At 41.1% G+C, this 20,920-nt stretch carries 19 protein-coding genes; 6 read left to right on the top strand and 13 right to left on the bottom strand.

The window, feature by feature from the left end:
- Positions 1–109 precede the first annotated feature (109 nt).
- Together VPNCDNU1_RS12430 and VPNCDNU1_RS28815 are read right to left on the bottom strand one after the other, a co-directional pair.
- On the bottom strand, positions 110–691 hold the full coding sequence (locus tag VPNCDNU1_RS12430) for a tetratricopeptide repeat protein (protein WP_167404778.1): 582 nt from the start codon (positions 689–691) through the stop codon (positions 110–112).
- Between the two features lie 199 nt (positions 692–890).
- Positions 891–1,037 (bottom strand): hypothetical protein, encoded by a 147-nt coding sequence (locus tag VPNCDNU1_RS28815; RefSeq protein WP_167404777.1) that lies wholly within the window; start codon positions 1,035–1,037, stop codon positions 891–893.
- 267 nt (positions 1,038–1,304) lie between these two features.
- On the opposite strand from VPNCDNU1_RS28815, the gene VPNCDNU1_RS12425 reads away from it, so the two are divergent.
- Positions 1,305–1,661: a c-type cytochrome gene (locus VPNCDNU1_RS12425; protein WP_104400601.1), complete on the top strand. Its 357-nt coding sequence runs from the start codon at positions 1,305–1,307 to the stop codon at positions 1,659–1,661.
- Between the two features lie 57 nt (positions 1,662–1,718).
- On the opposite strand, the gene VPNCDNU1_RS12420 is transcribed toward VPNCDNU1_RS12425, so the two are convergent.
- A complete protein-coding gene (locus VPNCDNU1_RS12420; RefSeq protein ID WP_110962029.1) occupies positions 1,719–2,867 on the bottom strand; it encodes an Acg family FMN-binding oxidoreductase in 1,149 nt (382 codons plus the stop codon).
- A gap of 90 nt (positions 2,868–2,957) precedes the next feature.
- On the opposite strand from VPNCDNU1_RS12420, the gene VPNCDNU1_RS12415 reads away from it, so the two are divergent.
- Positions 2,958–3,416, top strand: a complete 459-nt coding sequence (locus VPNCDNU1_RS12415; RefSeq protein ID WP_104400599.1) for a MarR family winged helix-turn-helix transcriptional regulator — start codon at positions 2,958–2,960, stop codon at positions 3,414–3,416.
- A 21-nt stretch (positions 3,417–3,437) separates the two neighbouring features.
- Here VPNCDNU1_RS12415 and VPNCDNU1_RS12410 read toward each other — a convergent pair whose 3' ends face one another.
- Both VPNCDNU1_RS12410 and VPNCDNU1_RS12405 read right to left on the bottom strand, forming a co-directional pair.
- Positions 3,438–4,235: a Cof-type HAD-IIB family hydrolase gene (locus VPNCDNU1_RS12410; RefSeq protein ID WP_174715139.1), complete on the bottom strand. Its 798-nt coding sequence runs from the start codon at positions 4,233–4,235 to the stop codon at positions 3,438–3,440.
- 152 nt (positions 4,236–4,387) lie between these two features.
- On the bottom strand, positions 4,388–4,834 hold the full coding sequence (locus VPNCDNU1_RS12405; RefSeq protein ID WP_104400598.1) for a GNAT family N-acetyltransferase: 447 nt from the start codon (positions 4,832–4,834) through the stop codon (positions 4,388–4,390).
- 251 nt (positions 4,835–5,085) lie between these two features.
- Between VPNCDNU1_RS12405 and VPNCDNU1_RS12400 the strand changes: the two genes are divergently transcribed.
- Positions 5,086–5,541 (top strand): hypothetical protein, encoded by a 456-nt coding sequence (locus VPNCDNU1_RS12400; RefSeq protein ID WP_104400597.1) that lies wholly within the window; start codon positions 5,086–5,088, stop codon positions 5,539–5,541.
- Positions 5,542–5,618: 77 nt separating this feature from the next.
- On the opposite strand, the gene VPNCDNU1_RS12395 is transcribed toward VPNCDNU1_RS12400, so the two are convergent.
- The 5 genes from VPNCDNU1_RS12395 to VPNCDNU1_RS12375 all read right to left on the bottom strand — a co-directional run bounded on the left by VPNCDNU1_RS12395 (position 5,619) and on the right by VPNCDNU1_RS12375 (position 14,098).
- On the bottom strand, positions 5,619–6,206 hold the full coding sequence (locus tag VPNCDNU1_RS12395) for a phospholipid scramblase-related protein (RefSeq protein WP_101112975.1): 588 nt from the start codon (positions 6,204–6,206) through the stop codon (positions 5,619–5,621).
- Positions 6,207–6,774: 568 nt separating this feature from the next.
- Positions 6,775–8,568: a response regulator receiver domain gene (locus tag VPNCDNU1_RS12390; protein WP_104400596.1), complete on the bottom strand. Its 1,794-nt coding sequence runs from the start codon at positions 8,566–8,568 to the stop codon at positions 6,775–6,777.
- The gene (locus VPNCDNU1_RS12385; protein WP_104400595.1) at positions 8,565–11,561 is read right to left on the bottom strand and encodes an ATP-binding protein; all 2,997 of its coding nucleotides are present in this window, start codon (positions 11,559–11,561) and stop codon (positions 8,565–8,567) included. Before VPNCDNU1_RS12385 ends, VPNCDNU1_RS12390 begins: the two co-directional genes overlap by 4 nt.
- Positions 11,562–11,648: 87 nt before the next feature.
- Positions 11,649–12,827: a DNA cytosine methyltransferase gene (locus tag VPNCDNU1_RS12380; protein ID WP_104400594.1), complete on the bottom strand. Its 1,179-nt coding sequence runs from the start codon at positions 12,825–12,827 to the stop codon at positions 11,649–11,651.
- A 227-nt stretch (positions 12,828–13,054) separates the two neighbouring features.
- Positions 13,055–14,098 (bottom strand): GMP reductase, encoded by a 1,044-nt coding sequence (locus tag VPNCDNU1_RS12375; protein ID WP_104400593.1) that lies wholly within the window; start codon positions 14,096–14,098, stop codon positions 13,055–13,057.
- Positions 14,099–14,507: 409 nt separating this feature from the next.
- Here VPNCDNU1_RS12375 and VPNCDNU1_RS12370 point away from each other — a divergent pair, with 409 nt between their 5' ends.
- The gene (locus VPNCDNU1_RS12370; RefSeq protein ID WP_104400592.1) at positions 14,508–15,503 is read left to right on the top strand and encodes a 2-hydroxyacid dehydrogenase; all 996 of its coding nucleotides are present in this window, start codon (positions 14,508–14,510) and stop codon (positions 15,501–15,503) included.
- Between the two features lie 158 nt (positions 15,504–15,661).
- On the opposite strand, the gene VPNCDNU1_RS12365 is transcribed toward VPNCDNU1_RS12370, so the two are convergent.
- From VPNCDNU1_RS12365 to VPNCDNU1_RS12355, 3 genes are all read right to left on the bottom strand, one after another.
- Positions 15,662–16,111, bottom strand: coding sequence for a PAS domain-containing protein (locus VPNCDNU1_RS12365; RefSeq protein ID WP_104400591.1), 450 nt, complete (start codon positions 16,109–16,111; stop codon positions 15,662–15,664).
- Positions 16,111–17,115 carry a response regulator gene (locus VPNCDNU1_RS12360; protein WP_104400590.1) on the bottom strand — a complete coding sequence of 335 codons (1,005 nt, stop codon included), beginning with the start codon at positions 17,113–17,115 and terminating at the stop codon, positions 16,111–16,113. The genes VPNCDNU1_RS12365 and VPNCDNU1_RS12360 overlap by 1 nt, the downstream gene beginning before the upstream one ends.
- 379 nt (positions 17,116–17,494) lie before the next feature.
- Complete coding sequence (locus VPNCDNU1_RS12355) at positions 17,495–17,857, bottom strand: NADH:ubiquinone oxidoreductase (protein ID WP_104400589.1); 363 nt, start codon at positions 17,855–17,857, stop codon at positions 17,495–17,497.
- A 357-nt stretch (positions 17,858–18,214) separates the two neighbouring features.
- On the opposite strand from VPNCDNU1_RS12355, the gene VPNCDNU1_RS12350 reads away from it, so the two are divergent.
- Together VPNCDNU1_RS12350 and VPNCDNU1_RS12345 are read left to right on the top strand one after the other, a co-directional pair.
- Entirely contained in the window at positions 18,215–19,429 is a 1,215-nt protein-coding gene (locus VPNCDNU1_RS12350; RefSeq protein ID WP_104400588.1) for a sensor domain-containing diguanylate cyclase, read from the top strand.
- Between the two features lie 215 nt (positions 19,430–19,644).
- Positions 19,645–20,880, top strand: a complete 1,236-nt coding sequence (locus VPNCDNU1_RS12345; protein ID WP_104400587.1) for an L-lactate MFS transporter — start codon at positions 19,645–19,647, stop codon at positions 20,878–20,880.
- Positions 20,881–20,920: the final 40 nt, after the last annotated feature.

Genomic DNA, 20,920 nt, shown 5'->3' with positions numbered 1-20,920 from the left:
TGACAAGGCTCATAAACTTTACACCATCTCGTTTAAGAGATAGACCCGTGTTTCGGTCATAAAAAAGAGCCGCTAAAAAGCGACTCTATATAGCTAAAAGATAAAAAATTTAAGATAGAGTTAACTCATTCTTAGACAAAAAATCGATAGCATCTTGGCAATTGTTCTTGGCTGCCTTGTACATATACTCAATGGCATGGTCTTCGTCTGTAATACCGCCTTCCCCACTAAACAACATTTGAGCAAACATGTATTGCGCTTTTGGTACATTGAGGTCGGCAGCACCGTTTAAATACGTCCGGGCTTTCGCCATGTCCTCAAACACTCCAATGCCACTTGCATAAACGGTATAAAGGATCATTGCAGCATTTGTATTTTTTCCGCAATAAGATCGCTTCAACCAAAAAATACCTTCACTTTCGTTTTTATCAGCACCCAAACCTAGGAGGCGACCCACACCGGTAAGTAATTGAGCAACAGGTGAACCGCGATATGCATACTCAACAATAATGTTTACGTTTACCAAAGCATTATTTGCCCTTCTAGAGATAAGTGCTTCTATGAAATCTCTATTAAGCAAATTTGCGGTGTCTTTAAAAAATTCATTAGATTCACGTGTAAGATCTTCATCACTTAAATCTTTTTGAATCAGTGAAGTGATAAATCTTTTCACCTTTTCTATGTCTGACAATTCCATGATCCTGAATCTTAACTTTCGATTGAGCCAAAAGTATGTCACGAAAACGTAAATTCTAGGTTAACGTTACACATTAATGCTAAGTAACTCGCATTCTCACCTTAGAGTGGTATACATCGTCTGAAGAGGCACCTAAGTATCGTTATGAAAAACACAAACTCATAGATGCCCCCAATGATTTTACATTACTGAATTATTTAGCATTGCCCTCGTTTTCTTGAGGTTTTTTAGGTGGATTGCTTGAGGAACGCTGCCAATTTACCCCCGAGCTTGGTTGGTAAGAAGGTCCTCTTGGGCTTCCTCGATGACCATTACCATTTGAGCTATGAGTTCTATTCATGTTGCCTCCTTGTATACATTTAAGTGAGCAAACAATGCACAATGTGCACGACCCCAGTCTAGTTGAGTACATCAATAAAATATGCGGGCAAACTAGCAGTTGGTTTGGACTTCGAATAGCAGAGATAAGACAAAGTAAATAATTTCTATAACGCGGGATTTTTAATTCATTGACAAAACATACCGCACACCGTATTCATTAAGCGTTCATCTTTGCACTTTACAATGCACAAGAATCAACAACACAAACCTTGCTCGGGAACCTTGTATGAAGAAGTACACTATTTTCGCTATTGTTGGTATTACATCCGCAGTAATATTTGGAAGCTATGCGTTATCGAAGCCCAATTTAGATGGAGACATTGTTAAGGGGCAATCACAGTACATAATGTATTGCCAATCATGTCACGGCTCTAAAGGGTTAGGTGATGGACCTGCCGCTCTTAGCCTAAGTAATCAACCCGCTAATCTAGCAAGCAAAGTGAGTAGTTTTTTTTCGACACCAACCTCACTATCAAAAGACGTTCTAAATGGAAATGTAGAAGAAGGAATGCCAGCGTGGAAAGGAATTCTAACCGAGGAAGACGCGATTAACATCCTGACTTACGTTCAATCAATCCAGTGAGTTTTACCCACTTTGTATACCCAAGAACGACTTGGGTATACCCCTAGCCCTAATAGACTAAATAAGTAAATCACTAACTTCTCTCCTAGGAGATTCAGGTGTGGGCTTCGCTTTACCCAGCCTAAACACCATTTGCACTGTATGCGCTTTGTGTACATTAAAGTACTGTTTGAAGCTTTCTTGCAGCGGAAGCATATCTTGATATTCCTGCAATATTTGGCTCATTGGATGTTGTGCAATGCCCATTGATGCCGTTATCAGATTGATTCTGTTGTACAAGCGCCCTACTTTTAGTTGATCCTTCCTTGTGTTTCCTTCCGTTACCAACATAGCGAAATGATGTGTACTTGCCGTAACTGCTTTTGTTAATTTTATGCCTTCTTTTCCAAAAGACGTAGGGTCTTTCTCAGCCGATTCACGGCTCATTAAGAATCGTTCGGCTAACCACCGCTTCACACCTAAAACACCATTTTGTGGTAAACCAAAGCCATCTCGGTGCTTTTTAAACTCGTCGTCGTTAAAACGGAACATGCCTATTGTTTCAAGGCTTCGCGAACTTTTTTGTTCTTCAATTTCCATAGCTTGATTAAGGAAGTGTCGCATTTCTTGGTTGTATTCTTCCGTTTGTATCAACCTCAATTCGCTGCCATTCGTTTTCACAACATTAAGAATCGCGTTCAGCTCATTATCAGTAAGCTTTGCATTTGTGTATTCGGTCTTATTAGATTGGCGTGTAACAAGATAAGAGAATAAAGGATCTGGTTGAATACTCGCATCTGGCACTAACTTAATCGCTACAACGGGCTTGTTTTCCAACACCTGATTACTGTACTCGCCTAGCGGGAAATATTGTACATCTGCTCTCATAGCAAAATGGCTTGCAGTCACGACTAGACTTTCAATAAATGTACCCTGACCAATATGGATTTGGCGATGAATCGGATCCGTTTCAGGCAGTAACCTATCCTCGTCGACATACAACAAAATTGTATCTTCGCCTTTAAAAGCGACCTTCCATGGCTGAATATTGTGAGGATTTGGGCATAGCATTGCGTAGCTGATGAGTGTCTTCCTAAGATCCGAGTAAGTCAGTGCCGGTCTAAATGAAAGATCAGAAGAACTTGAAACGTTACTAACCAAAACAGGTGCAGTAGCCAAAACGACTGCCCCAGCGCCCATCACTTTAATGAAGTTCCTTCTATCCATTGCTATACCCTCTCTAATTCATTTGCTAAACTACATTCCATGGAATAAATATACATTCCAAGGAATATATATCAAGAGGTTTTGTTCATAATGTCGATAGAAAAACAACAAGCATCCATTAAGATAATGATTACATTGGGAATAATTAATCAACTCACTGACTCTTGGCTAAACAAAGCACTGGCACCTATTGGAATTAACCAGTCACAATTCAATTTGCTGAATCACTTCTCACACCAGCCAGAGCGCGAACAGACCATCAGCCAATTAGCTCAGGTCATGCAAATGAACCAGCCTGGTATTACTAAGGTGATCAACAAACTCGCACAAGAAGGGTTAATCGAAATAAGAAAAGACGAAGCAGATGGAAGAAAGAAATGGATCAAAATAAATAATGCTGGATTGGATAAGGTTCAGCTCGCTTTCATGAGTTTTATGCCCACAATTGATGCTTGCTTTAAGAATTGGGATAATGACGAAATGCTGCAAATGTTACAGCATTCCAATAAGTTAAAAGATTGGCTAGATGAGCATCGAGATCTAAGCTAGCCGCACTCTTTCACCTCTTTTCTAGGCAAGCACCTTCTCTTTGATTACCGTTAAAACGCCTTGTTCATCTTGATGAGGCGCTTCAAAGCGAGCTAGCGCTTTTATTTCAGGGTGGGCGTTTTCCATGGCGTAGCTGTGATACGTCTCTTTCAGCATTTCGACATCGTTGAAGTAATCGCCAAAGCTCATGCTCTGCTCGAAATTAAAATCGAACATTTTTTGTAGATGCCTTATCGCTGTGCCTTTTGACGCGTCTTTATGCATAAAATCGAGCCAAATTTTAGCGCTTACTACCACTTGGTGAGATTCTCCGAATTTTTCAGATACTACTGGGTATACGTGCTCTTCAGTGCCTTCATAATTCAGAATGGCTATTTTGATAAATTCATCATCGACTTTGAGTAAGTCCTCAACGTTTTTTACCCGATGATAATAGTTTTGAATTTCCTCAAACTTACTCGGATCGTTTGTTTCAATGTACGCCGAATCTTTTCCACATAAAACGATGTCTGAATTTTCAATACCTCGAACAGTGACAACAATGTCATGCACTTCTTCCTTAGGAATAACAGCGCTATACAACTCGTTACCCTGATGCATAACGATCGCACCATTTTCTGCGATGAAAAGCATGTCATCAGCTATAGATTCAAACATACTCAGCAAGCTGTAATATTGCCTACCTGAAGCGGCTGCAAAAATAACATCTTTTTCGCGTAATGCATGAAAAACATCATAGAATTCTAAGGGAAGATTTTTTGAACTATCGAGCAACGTGCCATCCATATCAGTGGCGATAAACTTTATCTTTTCTAACAAAACGACTCCAAAATACTTGTCTACGATTTTGCCTTAGCGACAAAAGCCTAAGGTCTTTTGACCTAATCTAATCATTGAAAACTAAAATGCCATAGAACTTAAACAGCGTGAATAATTCAATATATAAATATACCCAAGCCTTCCGTTAACTTTTACTCATTAAAGTAACACATAGGAACAAATCGGATACCACTAACTTCAGATTCAGAATCTGTAGCTTCAAACCCTTGCGATTCATAAAAAGAAACAGCATTAACTGATGCTTTTAACCTTACGCAGTCCTTTTTTGAGTGAGCTAAGAGGTGCTGTAATAACTTTTTGCCCACACCACTTCTCTGCAGTTCTTTATCAACAAATAGGTGTGTAATGTATGAACCCTCTCGGAGCGCGCCAAAACCAATCAGCTTGCCATTATCAACGGCTTTAACACTGTGAAACTTGCTTCTATCAAAGGCTGTCTTTAAGTCTGGAAGCACTTTTGATATAAAGGTCAATCTTCCTTTTTCGCTGAAATGAGGTAAGATATCTGAACTCGCGACCTTCTCAACAAGCTCAACGGCTGCTTTTATATCAGTTTCTTCGATTGTTTTTATATCCAAAGCGTTCTCCCATGCCCGAGATCCTAACTTAACATCTTGTTATAAAACACTTAACTTGTTTTTTGTTAGAACATTAACATTAGTCTATTTTTTTTGGTGTACAATTAACTGAATGACATGCTGCGCGTACGGTCAAATGAATTACCGGCATATGTAGCCTAGTGAACACGCAACACAACGCTTAGTCTTAGTGCCTGCAACTTATTCTGGCAGCTCAAAATAAAGAAAGCGTCTAGAAAGAGACTCAAGTAATGACAGTAATGCTTTACCCTACCAAAACATCGCCAAAAGGCTATCGTGTACAAGATAAAGTACTCAATGTTCAGAAATACTTCCCTTTTTCTAAATTTGGGACACCTAAAAAAGCCGAAAAATCAGCTCGTGAATTCCAAGATCAACTCTCTGAAAAAAGAAAAGTACGAGAAATTCGTTTAACGCTCGACGTAAATCAGATATTCCATGCTGATGGCTCTGTTAAAGGGTTAAGTAAGCGCCTTAGACGAACAAGTAACGGGAGTGTCGTAGAAGTACTCCGAGCCCAAGTTTCTGTCGATGGCAAACAAGTTTCGACCGATTGGCAGCTGAAAAATCGCACCTTTAGGGAAGCGTATAAAGGCGTTCAAGATTGGATCTTAGAAAAACGTGGTATCACAAGAACACGTGAAATCACCAACCTTTTTAAAGAAGTGGAAGGCATGTACAAGTAGCCACTAAAGCTAGTGCACAATTTTTTAAAAAACGCAGCACCGGTTCGGTGCTGCGTTTTTCGTTTAGCATTCTTGTTCTATTCTTTTAATACCATATCAATACACATAACAGCCGCCAGAATCAGCTTTCTTACATCATCATTTTCAGGTACATCGCTGGCAATTTCCAATACATAGTTATCAGCGCTGGTGAACATTTCTTTCCCGATCCCAGCCCACTTCTTGGAAACGTGAGCAAGCTCTTTCTCATTGTTTTTGAAATAGAAGTCCCAACCAGTCCACTTACCTTCTAGCTGACACATCTCTTCACCACGTTTATCAAGCAGTGCAAATTTCCCACCTATGGAAAACAGCTTCTGCTCAAACTCACCGATCAGCTCATTATTGTGGTCAGTCACTGTCACTTTCGATAAAAACAGTGAAATCCCCCTTTGGATACGGACTACTCGCTGCCCATCTGGCGTTTTTATTTGAATATCAAACGGTGTCATTCGCTTATAGTCTGTAAAGCGCAATAGTTTAGTAAAGAACCCTAAGGTGGGTTCTCGACACTCCATGATAACGTCGCCTGATTCTGGGTCATATATATCGAAGTTATTGGCAGCCTTAAACATGCCAACGTGTTCCTTAACCAAAAACAGATTCTTATTAATTACGTCTACCACTCTATTCCTCCGGTGGGTTTAATACCTAAGCCAAAATTTTCTTAGTAGTTCTTTTATCATTTAACTCTTTGATAAAAAGAAAAGTTTCCCAGTTCTATGAGAGCGAGCACAATTTGTTTGGGTAAGCACAGCTTACATAAGGCGACACTAATAAAATTCATATACTAACCATAAAAAAGCCGCTCCTTTTAAGAGCGGCTCTTTCATTTTTAACTGTTGAAACAACCATAACCAGATAAATCCTGTTTCATAAAAAATATACTCTTAATAAAACAACTAAATCTTGGTACGGGCAAATGCAATGTCGATTTCCTAATCTTCAAAAAGCTATCAACATCCCATAGTTTGCCATCAAATATCCTAACGCAGAAAAGCCAAGGGGATAATGAAAATAGACCTTTTTAGGAACTCACGCTTAGGTGATGTTACTGATAGCGTGGAGAACTTTGCCAAAGTCTTCCTCAACGATCACAGGATGCTGCATTTGGGTGAAAAACCGAGAAAAAAAACTACAGGGTCAATTTTAAGCATTATGAAAAAAGAAAGCGGCTTATAGCCGCTTCAATAACTATTTAACGTAATCTAACCCAATACGTGAAGCATACTCTCCAGAAACCTTAGAGTGATGCAGTGCGTATTCGTACCTTAATTGACCGACAACTTTGTAATCACATACTTTGACTTGAGGTGGCGTTAACGACAGGTTCAAATTATAGCTTCTCAATCCGAAGCGATCATCCCATAGACCATTGTTGGCAAATGCTAAGCTCGTCAAGTTTGGGTTTGCATTTTTATATAGTTTAGAAACCGTCGAAAATGTTTCTATATTGCCATTTATTGGTATAAAGAGTATTTGTTTCGTATTAACAAACTCTCTGCAGCGCTCAAACAATACATGTTCTTCAAGTGCTCCTTCATCTCCATCTTGACGTAGAGCCTCAGAAATTGGATAGAGCCGCTGTACAACTGCTTCAATGCTCGTCTGCTTTTCATTTCGCCTAGGAACAAGGTCACAAGCTGGCGTAACCACCAGAAAATATCCCCCTGTTGCACTATTTTTAAGGACATGACCTGTAGTGAGGTGTTTACCTTCCAAAGGAAGTGCATTATTGAAAGCATTCGAAGACTTAAAGATCTCAAAGCTATTCATCAATACTGTTGTAGAAGCATACCTTGCTTCAATAGCTTCTATGCCCTCTTCTTCCGACATTAAACTTTTTACAACACGCGTCAGGTATTGACTAAGGTCATCCTTATAATGCCAAGACATCTCTTCTAAGTGACTTTGTGCTGTATACCAAGCTTGCTGCTCTAAATCTTGTTCACGTACGTTAAGGAGTTCACGCAACCAACCCGCTTGGGTGTGTTCTTTACTCAACACACTGCTCGCCAATGTAAAGCCATGCTCATCGAGCTTGTGTCTAAGTTTAGCTAACAATAATCTATGTGGATGTGGTCTCCAATGTTCTAAAGCACTTAGCAGCTTATCTGGTAACTCTGAGGTTGGCACTGCCTTGCCAACAACACAAACAAAAAGGTTGCCAGCCTTTACCCACATGTACTCATCGGCACTCCACTGCAAATCATAAAACTCAGTAGAGCCAAACTGCTGCTTCAGCTGTTCTCCTTTTTTCCACAAGACATACCACTGCAGGAACTTGAACTCCAAATTATCCAATTCATCTTCTTCCCCAATAGGACGAGCATCGTATAGTATTTTCAGCTCTCTTAACTCTCTAGCATCATGTCCAATTTTTACCGGAGCTGTACCCAACGAATACAAATTCAGATAATCCATATCTGTGACACTATCAGTCAAAGTATCTAGAATCCCTGATTGCTCTATGTCCCATGCATCAATAGCATCCTCAATTTTTTTCCCTTTTAGTAATCCAACGGGAACTTCCCTAAACAAGCGTGGCGTCTGAAGATGAAAAACAATATCTTTGAAAACAGCTCTATATCCGTCATCTCCCCCTTGATCACCATAGCCTTTGGTGTGAACTACAACTAGGTTGAAATGATCTTTTTTCGCTAATGATGAAAGCACACTTAGAGCGGTATCTCCTCGCCCAAAATCACCATTACCTTCTAAATGGTAATCTAAAATTAACAAGTCACTATGGTGCAAGTTGTCAATGTCTCCAGTGCCTGAAAACTGACCATCGTGCACGTCGAGCATCCAATTGTTATGAGGCTCCTTACACATGCCGATTACTTCGAGCAAGCGATCTTTGTCTTGCGTTGCAGAAACATCCTCGTTTTTAATTAACTTAGCCAGTGTAGGATATTCATCGTCTACAACCATGACGCTGCGAATGGGATCGATGTAAGCTTCTTTAATTAAATTGTTCATATTCATTTCAGAAGCCCTCCAACCTTGATACCGAAATTAGCTCCCGATAGACACTTTTCATCTGGATTTGTAATGTAACGAATCGAATGACCGGATAGCGCTAGATTAGACTTACAAAGATAAAGACCTACACCACGCCCACCGCGCTGTTTCTTGGTGAAGAAAAGGGTAAACAAACTTTCTAAATCGACCAAATCAACACCAGGACCATTATCAGCTACAATGACTTCCCCATCCTTGAAATCCAATAGGATTTCTTTTGGATCTTCATCCTTAACATTTAACCAATAGCGAGAGTTGTTGATTAAGTTGATAAACACTGGGTACAACCTAGCAGGTGAATCATAAACACTAAATTTGTTAAAACTGTCCGTAGTACTAAGTGTGATGTTTTTACGCTTTAGCACTTCACCATAAAAATTATTTACATAGCCTAATATTTTCGTGCCAGTCACATCGGCTTTTGTATGGTTACCCGAAAGCTTTAAAGGGGACAAAAAGCGCCATTTATCACTTAAGCTCTCATGAGCAAAGCTAACTGAGTCAACCAACTCGTTTTGGGAACTTGTTAGATCTGTTTTACGGAGGTCATTCAATCCCCTCGCCATTGTAAGGTCAAGGCCTTCAATTTCATGACCAATAATTTCAACGGTAATACCTAGCTGCGCTAAACCGTTTAGTCTTGTCGCTTCCTGCTGCCACTTATTTGACTCACGCAAACTCGCAATAGCTAAACCTTCGAGGTCAATTGCATTTCGAATGCTACTTAGAGCAGATATGTATGGCTTCAGAGCTTGAGCGTTTGCAATTTCTTGCTTTTGGTATTCGAGATCTATCTTTTTCATTGCATCCGCAGGGGACACAACTCCAAGGTCGAGATCCTTTAATAACTCACTTAGGGCTGCGTCATAAGCCTTATTGCAGCTATCAACCAATTGTTCAAACCGCTCCAACTCAGCTTTTAGCAGTTCACGACCTTCTGCCGCCATTTTCTTCACTTTTGAAGTAATGTAGCCACGATTTGTATTGAATTGTGAACGAGCAACATCGGTATCACTTTTTGTTGTATGTTTTTCGATTGCGGAATCAGCCGACATCGTCAGCCGTTTCACTATCTCTTTTGCTTGTAACTCAAGAGAACGGTACTCATCAAACTGATCTTTCACGGTACCCAAGCTTGGAGGGATGGGACTCAAAGAGTAATCTTTCAAATTTTCATTGTATCTATTAGAAAGGTTTTTGAGTTCTTTGGCTTGCTGCAAATTAGTGATGTCTTCACCATGAATCAAGTCCGCTTGTACCTCTTCTAACTCCATAAGGAACGCAGATAGGCTTGGTTGGTTGTCATTTATTAGTTTTTTAACTCGATTACGCTCATTTTTGAGCAACTTTTTTCGATCAGCTTTGGCTTTTGCTTCTGCCCTTTCAGCAGCAATATCCGCTTGAGCTTCTTCCCTAATTTTAGACTTACGACCAAAGAAACGCTCTGCTGTTTCTACAAGGATATTGATTACAATTTCTCGGAATAGCATTGCTGCGCGATTGTCCATCAAGCCTTCTCGTCCAGCTTTATCTTTTAGGTTAGGGTTACCTAACCTTGAAATACTAATACGCCCATACGTCTTTCGTGCAGACCAAAAATACCAACCCGCGTTTCTAGTACGACGACTCTCTATCTCAAAAAAGTCACTATCGTCACGACCATATGGCATCACTCGCAAACCATCACGATAAATCCTTAAACCGCCATGGAGTGTTGACATAGAATCAATTTGTTCCCAGAGCACCTCTGCCATCGAGGATCTTTGCTTCCTACCCTCATAACCCCCAATTCGTACATCAAAAGCGCCAAATCGAGAATCAACACGAGTTTTATATTGCCTTACAGGTTTTATGACAACTTCTTCAAACTCTTGACCAAATACTTTAACTGTACCTTTAAAGTATCCTTCCTCATCAACTTGTCCGTCGACCAAGTGTTCCATTTTTTCTAAATCTTTAATATCAAATTCGCGCTCCTCACCAACGAGCACGCGCTGTAGTTGACCATTCCATGCCACTACAATACAAGAAAATGGATCGTCTTTATTTTTTTCATCTTCAGTAACAAAGGGGTCAGTGAAATTAGAAAGTGTTTCCAGTAATTTTAATTTTGCGCGACCGGTTGCATCGTTGACTTCACTGATTGAATCCATGACCAACTGATCTTCCAGTTCATCCGGTATGCCAACCATAAACATAGCAGTACCCGTTTCACATGTCCCCTTTGCAACCTGCCAGGTGTTAACAACTCGCTCGGTGAAGACCTTTAACTGCGACTGATTAACAATCTGCTCTAGAGTAGATTTAAAACCATCTAGATTTTGATTCTGTTTAAGGTATTCTTTTTGTTCGAACCCAGAAAACATATCCCAAGCACCTCTCAAACGAAGAGCTGCTTCAGAATGGTCTTCTTCCGAAGGAATTACATTTTTCATCAGACCTTCGTAAAGAGATGGAAGCTCTGAATGAAGTTCTTCTAGGCTATCTACCTCTACTGCAGGAATAGCTATGTCGTGTAGCATGACGTAGGGGTTTTCAAAAATACGCCAGTCGATAAGGCTTGCAACATAAGGATGGTGCTCTTTCTTACTGACGAGTAACAATAAATGACCTAAAGCTGCGGATGATAAACGACCAATCCCCTTCTGCCCTTGCTTCTGTCTATCGTACTTACGTTTGCTTTCAGCTTCGCCGTCTTCTGATTCAATCTTGGATTCAGTACCTACAGTGAGCCACTTTTCCTCGAAATCAGCTAAATTCATCCCAAAACCATTGTCAACAATAGCTGCTACTGATTGTTCACCGTCAAGTATATGCAGAGCAACTTCATCTGCATCTGCATCGTAAGCGTTCTTCCAGAGCTCAGATATTGCGGTTGGACAGTCGGCGATTTGTTCTCGACCAAGGTGGTCTATCGTTCTTGCTCTCGTTTTGAAAGAAGATGTGATTAGAGGCATAAATTGATTCCAGTTACTTATAAGCCCGTTTTTTAACTTAGCTTACTGAAAAATAAAAAAAAGTGCCTAACATTGTAGGCACTTTGATCACTTCAATCTACTGCATATATCACTTATCAGTACTTTTCCGAGTAATGGAGGTACTGCATTTCCGATTTGCCGAGCCTTTTCAGTCGAACTACCGTGGAAATCAAACCAATCAGGGAAAGATTGCAGTCTAGCAGCGTGGCGTAGCGTCATACCATGGTTAAGCCACGGATGAACAAATCGACCTTTGGACGGGTTGTTACATCCAGTTGTTATGGTATTGCTTGGCAGGTGAATAAAAATTCGACCATAAACATCTTTATGACCTTTGTATCCATTGGAGTGGCACTTTAATCTGTGTTTCTCGCCTGCGTCTTCACGGCTGCCATTTAAAGGCGTATCACTCAACTTCACCACCATTTTATCGGAAGGCTTCATATGGATATCGCATATGTCATTCGCTTTGAAAGGCCGCCCACAACTCAAAGAAGATAGCAATTCAAACGTTTGTTCATGAGAAAGCTTAGTTTTTTCTTTGAAGTAGTGTCCCCAATACTTCTCATAGAGTTCAGTAGGAACCTTCTCAAAGACGCTAGAGGCTGTTTCCCAATGTGGTGTCTTACCAGAGGCAGGCGAAAAGTGAGTAGCGTCAGGTGGGAATTGGAAGTTTTTGTCAAAACAGCCTTTCCTCACACCTAATATAAAAGCGCGTTTTCGGTTCTGAGGAACGCCGTAATCCTTTGCATTGAGTACATCACAAAACTTGATAACGTAACCGTGCTTTTTTGCAAGCTTTAGAAACCGTTTCAAATAATCCTTATGGCGCTTCCAAAATAAGCCAACAACGTTTTCAACCAAAAATGCCTTAGGTTGAAATTCTTCTACATACTTAAAGTATCTTAATAAAAGAAGGTTTCGCGGATCGTGAACACCAGCATCATTAATACGATGAGTTGAGAAACCTTGGCATGGAGGGCCTCCAAGAATCAAGTCAAGCTCACCCTTTTCTAACTCAAGTGACTCCCTAAGTTCTAATGGCTGAACATTATTTATATCGCCAACCTCTGGACCCGCTCTTAAATCAATGTCTAACTTTCGTGTATCGATGAAGTTTTTTTTGTACGTATTGGCAGCTGCTTTATCAAACTCGATAGCTGCAAGCACATCCACTCCTGAATCTATAGCAGAAAGTGTAAAACCACCGGCGCCGGCAAACAAATCTATCGCTTTAACTGTCATTCAAATCACTCAAAAAAACTCAACCGAAACATTCTACCGACTTAACAACAAATTACCATTTTTCGGCGTATTAACTGGCTACAAGTCATTCAAAAGTTAACTGCAAGATCATTATAAAATAGTTACGAGGCTTGTTACCGCAATAGTACTGGTAATATCCTCTCCAATAAAAAACCGCTCCTTTTAAGAGCGGCTCTTTCATTTATTACTAAGAAAAAAACGTAAGCTTATTCTTTGCCGTAGACGTTATTTTCTTGCTCTTGAACTCGGATAAATGTGGTGCGCTTGGTCAGTTCTTTTAGTTTGGCTGCACCTACATACGTGCAGGTTGAGCGTACGCCGCCTAGAATATCTTGAATGGTGTTTTCAACCGGACCACGGAACGGCAATAAAACGGTTTTACCTTCTGCAGCGCGATACTTAGCGACGCCGCCGGAGTGCTTATCCATAGCGGATTGGGAAGACATGCCATAAAACTTCATGTACATTTTTCCGTCTTTTTCAAGTAGCTCCCCACCCGACTCTTCATGACCAGCTAACATGCCACCAAGCATGACGAAATCTGCACCGCCACCAAATGCTTTAGACACGTCACCCGCACAAGAACAGCCGCCATCACCAATAATCGTACCGCCCAGACCGTGTGCAGCATCGCCACACTCAATAATGGCTGAGAGTTGCGGGTAACCTACACCCGTTTTTACGCGTGTCGTACATACTGAGCCAGGGCCAATACCTACTTTAACTATGTCCGCACCTGCGAGAATCAGTTCTTCCGTCATATCGCCAGTGACAACATTACCAGCAGAAATCACTTTATCTGGAAATGCGTCGCGCACTTTAGAAACGTATTCACACAAGTGCTCAGAGTAACCATTGGCTATGTCGATGCAGATAAAAATGAGTTCGTCGCTTAGGGCAAGAATATCTTGGGTTTTCTGGAAGTCAGCATCAGATGTACCAGTACTCACCATGACATTATTCAACACGCTTTTATCAGCGATTTTAACAAACTCCGCCCAATCATTTGTGGTGTAGTGCTTGTGAATTGCCGTCATTACACCATTTTCGGCAAGGGCTTTCGCCATTTCAAAACTGCCGACTGAATCCATGTTCGCTGCAATGACAGGGACACCCGACCATTGACGACCGCTGTGCTTGAATGTAAACTCGCGGGTTAAATTTACTTGGGAACGGCTTTTCAGGGTAGAACGTTTCGGGCGAAACAGAACATCTTTAAAACCTAACTTGAGTTCTTGTTCGATACGCATGGTATGCAATTTCCTTTAACTGTGTATTGCATGCCCGTAGAAAGTTGGCTGGCAGGCCTGCTTTCAAGCGCGAATCTCTTTGGCAGAAGAGTTTCACGTTTTTCGGACACAAAAAAACCGGAGCGTTGGCAGACGCTCCGGTTTTCAGCATTATAGGCACTTAAAGATTCCTGACAAGACTAATAATTGTAATTTTTTTGTGTTACCTTACCGAAGAAATCATACTCAAAACCCTACCTTTTTGCGTTTTATCCTATTCATTTTTCTGGTTTTTACCTCTTCGACAATACTACAACCTCTTTAATAACAACCAGTTAACGCTCAGTAAATTTGGGGTTTATTTTTCTTTCAATCACGCGTATCAATAGCACTTATACTAATAAGTAACTCTATATTGAGGAGTATAGTCATGCTTAAGATCGCATTTTTTAGTTCAAAGTCTTACGACGAGCGAAGTTTTAATCACGAAAACGAGCATTATTCTTATGCTTTTGAGTTTCATGACTTCCGATTAACTGAGCAAACTGCTCGTTTGGCCTCTGGCTGTGAAGTGGTTTGCGCATTTGTGAATGACGATTTATCTCAACCAGTATTAGAACAGCTTGCCAATATTGGAGTGAAGATTGTAGCTATGAGGTGTGCTGGGTTTGATCGTGTGGATCTTAATGCAGCTCAAGAATTGAATATTAAGGTAGTACGCGTACCAGCGTATTCACCGGAATCTATTGCCGAGCACGCTGTGGGGTTGATGCTTTGCCTTAACCGAAAATACCATAAAGCATACCAACGCACGCGAGACGCTAACTTCAACCTTGAAGGCTTGGTCGGCTTTAACTTTCACGGTAAAACCGCAGGTATTGTCGGCTCGGGTAAAATTGGTTTGGCAACCATGCGTATTTTAAAAGGGTTAGGGATGGAAATTTTGTGCTTCGATCCTTACCAAAACCCTCAAGCTATCGATTTAGGCGTAAAGTATTGCGCGTTAGAGGATGTCTATAAACATGCGGATGTCATTAGCCTGCACTGCCCTTCTACCCCAGAAAACAAAAACATGTTGAACGCTGATGCATTTGCCCAAATGAAAGACGGTGTCATGATTGTTAACACCAGTCGTGGCGACTTGCTGGATTCCGCTGCCGCGATTGAGGCACTTAAGTCAGGTAAGATAGGGGCACTCGGGTTAGATGTTTACGACAACGAGAAGGAGTTGTTCTTCCAAGATAAATCGAGTGATGTGATCGTCGACGATGTGTTTAGAAGATTGTCCGCTTGTCACAATGTGATCTTTACTGGGCATCAAGCATTCTTAACAGAAGACGCCCTAAGTAGTATCGCTTCGGTAACACTACAAAACATTACGGACGTAATAAAAAATGGCAGCAGCATAAATGAAGTTGCTTCATAAGTGACTTAGTAGCCAATAAATCTTTACACCTAGGTACGTTACACCTAAGTACTTTGCACAGAAACGCAGCCCTATGGCTTGCCGCATAAAAGAAAGCCCGATAGTCATGCATTATCGGGCTGTATTTTTTAATGGCTAATTTTGTATGCTGATATCGGTCATTGCGTATTTTCTGTTTCGCCTGCAATAACCGCTTCTGCCGTTGCATCTTGAATCGATAAAAACATCGACTTAACCTGCCCTGTTGGTGTTCGCATTGGGTTAAGAGTGACGTTTTGATACATAAACTCTGCTTGCTGAGTGATTGGGCGAACGTTACGGCAACGGAACAAGTAAGGTCGTTGGCGCCATGTGATAAAGCTACGGCAGCCCATATTGAATACCGGTTTGGCTTTAAGAACAAACCATTCTCTAGGGATTTCAGGGAACACTTCAAACAAAGATTTACCAATGGCTTCGTGCGCTTGCTTTCCACTGTGGTGGGTCATAAAGCCATTCCAAACCTGAATGTTGTATTCACTATCCAGTACCACTAACCCCATTTCTGCGTTTTGCACTATGTCCACCATCCAGTGGAACTGTTCGAATTCTGCAGGTAGATTCAGCATTACAGATCATCCTCCATTAAGTAAGCTAATTTGTTATCCAACAAAGGAAGAGATTCATCTACAAACATAAATAACAAGTCACAGTTAATATTCGTGCCATCTATGTTGTAGCTTACTTCGAAGGTCATGGTTTTGGTGAACGATCCAGACGTGGATTGAATAATTGAATCGATTGGGATGTGCTGCCCCAACAAAACAGGAGAACTTTGGAAGAAGCGCACTTCAGATTGCTCTCCTAATCCATTTAGGAACGACCCAACCAGAATGTTGGATACGTCCATTAACAACTCAAGTTCTTCATGCTCATTATCGGCTGGTAATTGCATAAGTTTGTTGATGTCGGTTACCGAAGAATCACTAAGTAGAACAAGCGCCTCTCCTGCAATCCCTTCACCACTAAACCCTTGGCAAACCCCCGACACTTGGTCGTTATCAGCCAAATCGCGTAGAGCCATGTGCAACTCGCTGACTTCAAAAATATTCACATTGGGCAATGGTAGGTGTACAAACACATCGAAATGGCGGGCAAGCGCATCAGCCGCACGACCAATCGCAACGTTGGCCACTTCCATGTATATGTCGCGCCTTTTAAGAACAGGGAGCTCAACCGCTGAGGGCATGTAAGTTTGTGGTTGTGTGGCTGGCTCAATAAGCGATTTGAGTATTTCTTTTAAATCGTCTTTGTTAATCGGTTTTTGCAAAAAAGCTTTTGCCCCTAAAGACATCACTTTTTCTTTTGCTTTAGGCTGGATATCCCCCGATACCACTACCACTTTAATGTCTATTCCGCGTTTCCCAATCTCTTCAAGCGTACCGTATCCATCCAGTTCTGGCATGGTCAGGTCGAGAAACATCAGTTTGAATTCACGCGTTTGAAGTTGTTCTAATGCATCGAGTCCATGAACAGCAAAAGTTATATCTGCCCCAAGCGAAGCAGGAAGTGAACGTGCCATCTGTTTACGGGCTAATGCGGAGTCGTCACAGATAAGAATTGGAAATGACATTGATTCACCATAGGTCGCGTATGAAATACATACTTAAAAATAATTGCTTATACCCAAACCATAGTACTTTTTTCACTAAATTTTTACTTGGGCATCTTTAAACAGAATGGTGAACTTTAACACATCTAAAGAGAAAATCAGCGCAAGATTCCCACCACTTCTATATACAATATAGGATATAAATAAGCTAAGGAACGGCATATTGTGTAACCGATTAATTATTAATCATATTTTGCCAATATCGCAGTTTTATCACGTTTAGTTCTCGATTTACGATATCAGTTCATTTTTTTGCAAATGCAAAAAGGCCTTCCGTTTAGGAAGGCCTTTCATTAATTCTTTTGTTTGGCAACGATTCGAGCGTTACCAATATTGCAATCTAAGCTTTTGTCGCAACGAGTTTCTTAGGAACTTCTGTAACGCTTTGGCGATAGCTGAACCACAAATAAGTAATAACAATAGAGAAGTAAAGATAGGTTAATGAAAACACTAAAGGAGAAGTCATTAAGCCTTCATTCACACCAATCATTACACCAGAAACAGTGATGGTGAGCTTAGAAAGCATGCCGCAAAGTAAAAGCACCACTGCCAATGCAGGGAAGCGAGTACTACGGAAACAAAACCAGTAGCAGCTACCAACAGCCAACGCTGAAACAGCAAGCCCTAGCATGAAAGAATGAAAGTGATCCGCAGAAGCAACACCCGCAGATACAGAAGCTAGCAATATTAAAATCAGTTTCATATGTTCACCATTACCTAAATTAAGGGAATGCGTCCTTTCATTATCGAAATCTTAGTTTTCAGCGTCATTTTGCGCATTTATCGCACAATTTCAAGTAAAAAAGTGTTACATAACGTGGATTTTTTTCTTACATAAACACGTATTTACAAATGCTTAACACCAGAAACATTTACTTACACTTGCAAGGCCTGATTTTTCTATTGAAATGCAGTTTAATAAAAATAAATTCACACAAAATTAACATTCCAAATTCTCATCACTAAAGCAATGAAAATTCTATTTTCGAGAGCTCGATCATCACGTCCCACCCTTAGTTGTGAGTTACCATTTAATTTTCACAACCATTAGAGTCCTACTTTGTTCGATAGTACTTATGGCGTTGTTATTCAGCGCAACTTCAAAGCGCTCTACGTCGATTTAGCTTTTGCCAATATCTACGGTTTTAGCACGGTAGATGAAATCTATAAGTTAAGTAGCTTGCTCGATCTCATCGCGCCTTGTGATCATGAAGAAGCCATCAATACTTATCGAATGATTTTGACTGATCAACAGAGACCAAGAATGCACTCCTCTATTAATATCGATAGGAATGGCAGAGAGTTTTCAGTCCTTGCAATTGATCATGTTATCGAATGGGAAGGAAAACCTGCTTTACAAGTGACCGTCATTGATATGTCGGCTCAGGAAGAAGCGTTAATACAGCTCCGTGAAAACGAAAGGCGCTACCGCGAATTGGTAGAAGGTTCACTACAAGGCATACTTGTTCATCGCGATTTTGAACCGCTATTAGTCAATCAAACCTACGTGAAAATGCTGGGCTACTCTGATGTCGAATCTTTTACGAAGACGGCTTCCGTTCTCGATCATATACCTGATAATTACCAAGAGGTTGCTCTGTCTCGATATCAAATGTTGCTCGATGGAGAAAAGACAAGCCAAAACGTCACGGTTAGAAACACACGATTAGACGGTTCCTCCGCTTATTTTAAGCTCTCCGAGCGCTTAATTGATTGGGATGGTCAACCCGCCGTACAAGTTTCGGTGCTTGATGTTACCGAGCAACTCTTTTTGGAAGAAAAACTCACCTATCAGGCAAATCACGACTCTCTCACAGGGCTTCATAACCGTCGATTCATGACAACAACTTTAGAAAATCGTTATTCCCTCGACCAATCGATGAGCTGTATTTTGATTGATTTGGACGATTTTAAGTCGGTCAACGATAGATATGGCCATTCCGGTGGAGATAAGGCGCTCAAGGCATTTGCTGCTGTTTTGAACGAAATATTAGGCGACCAAGCATTTAGCGCACGATGGGGAGGCGAAGAATTCATTGTTTGCATGAGTGACTATAAATACGAACAAGCCCTTTGCTACGCTCAGGCAATAAGATCTGAGGTTAACAAATGGGGATTTAAAGAGGCCACTACAGCATCATTTGGCGTTGCTTGTTCTAGTGACGAAGACTCAAATTACAACGCGATGATCCAACGAGCAGACCGCGCATTGTATGAAGCGAAAAGATTGGGTAAAAATTGCATCGTCACCACAGACAACGACTTTTACAGCTAATTCAACCTTTCATTAACATTCTTCCAACACTGTCAATACCTACTCCTAACTAATGAAACTCTGATCCCGAAATTATTCCGAATTTATGTTGAAAAAGGGATTCCAATCACATCGGGATTGTTTATAATCCGCGCGCACCTCTTGTGTCTTTTTTTGATAAAGACAAAAAATATTTTAGAACCTAACAAACCCTCACGGGTGGATTGAGATAAGAAATGAAAAAAATCGATAGAGCGATGCGAATTCTACTGGCTGGATTCTGTATCAACCTTTGCCTAGGTATTCTGTACGCCTGGAGTGTTTTTAACAAAGCATTAGTAAGTGACTTTGGTTGGAGCGCTTCCGACGCATCGCAGCCTTACGCAATCGCCACGATTACTTTTTCTATCTGTCTTCTTGTTGCTGGCGTACTTCAGGACCGAATGGGTCCACGAAATATTCTTATTTTGGGCACAACACTTACCGGTCTTGGCATGATAGGTTCAAGCTTTGCGGATTCCGTTCTTATGTTGAATATTACTTTCGGCGTAATCACCGGTGCTGGTATTGGTTTTGGCTACGCTTGCCTTTCTCCTTCTGCAATGAAGTGGTTCCATTCTTCTAAGAAAGGTTTAGTAAATGGCTTGATCGCTGCAGGTTTTGGTTTGGCTGCGGTTTACCTAGCCCCAGTGACATCAGCACTTATTTCTTCTTACGGGATTAACTCGAGCTTTATGATCTTGGGTATTGGTGTATTGATTATTGCAGTTCCACTGGCTTGTACAATCAATAACCCTCCAGCAGGTTACACACCAGAAGCACCAAAAGTGAAAGCAGGTAAAGCCCCTGTCGTCACCAAAACTCCAACCGACATCACTTGGCGTGACATGCTAAAAACGCCTCAGTTCTACTCCTTATGGATCATGTACGCGTTCGCCGCATCAGCTGGTTTGATGATCATCGGTAACATTACAAACATTGCGAGCGTTCAAGCAAACCTGCCTAACGCGGTTTACCTAGCGTCTATACTTGCCGTGTTTAACTCAGGCGGTCGTGTTGCAGCCGGTATACTTTCAGACAAAATCGGTGGCGTGCGCACGCTTCTTTTAGCGTTCGTTCTTCAGGGCATTAACATGGTTCTGTTTGCGACGTTCACTTCTGAGTTCACATTGATCATCGGAACAGCTATCGCTGCGGTTGGTTACGGTACGTTGCTTGCTGTATTCCCATCTATTACTGCGGAATACTATGGTCTTAAGAACTATGGTACTAACTATGGTGTACTTTATACGTCTTGGGGTATCGGTGGTGCAATTGGTGCCGCGGTTGTTGGCTACTCAATGGCGAATGGCACTGGATTTGGGTTGGCTTACACCATCTCAGCAGTCATGATGGGCGTTTGTGTTGTACTTGCACTGGTTACCAAGCCAATCACTGAAGAGAAAGCAGAGTCACTTAAAGCTTCTGCTTAAATCTTATTGAACATTTTCTCTAAAAGAGCTTACCCTCAGG

Origin of the sequence: Vibrio penaeicida (genome assembly GCF_002933855.1) — a bacterium.
Classification (GTDB): domain Bacteria; phylum Pseudomonadota; class Gammaproteobacteria; order Enterobacterales; family Vibrionaceae; genus Vibrio; species Vibrio penaeicida_A.
Note: the sequence above shows the minus strand (reverse complement) of the source record. Positions and strands in the feature narration are given on the sequence as shown.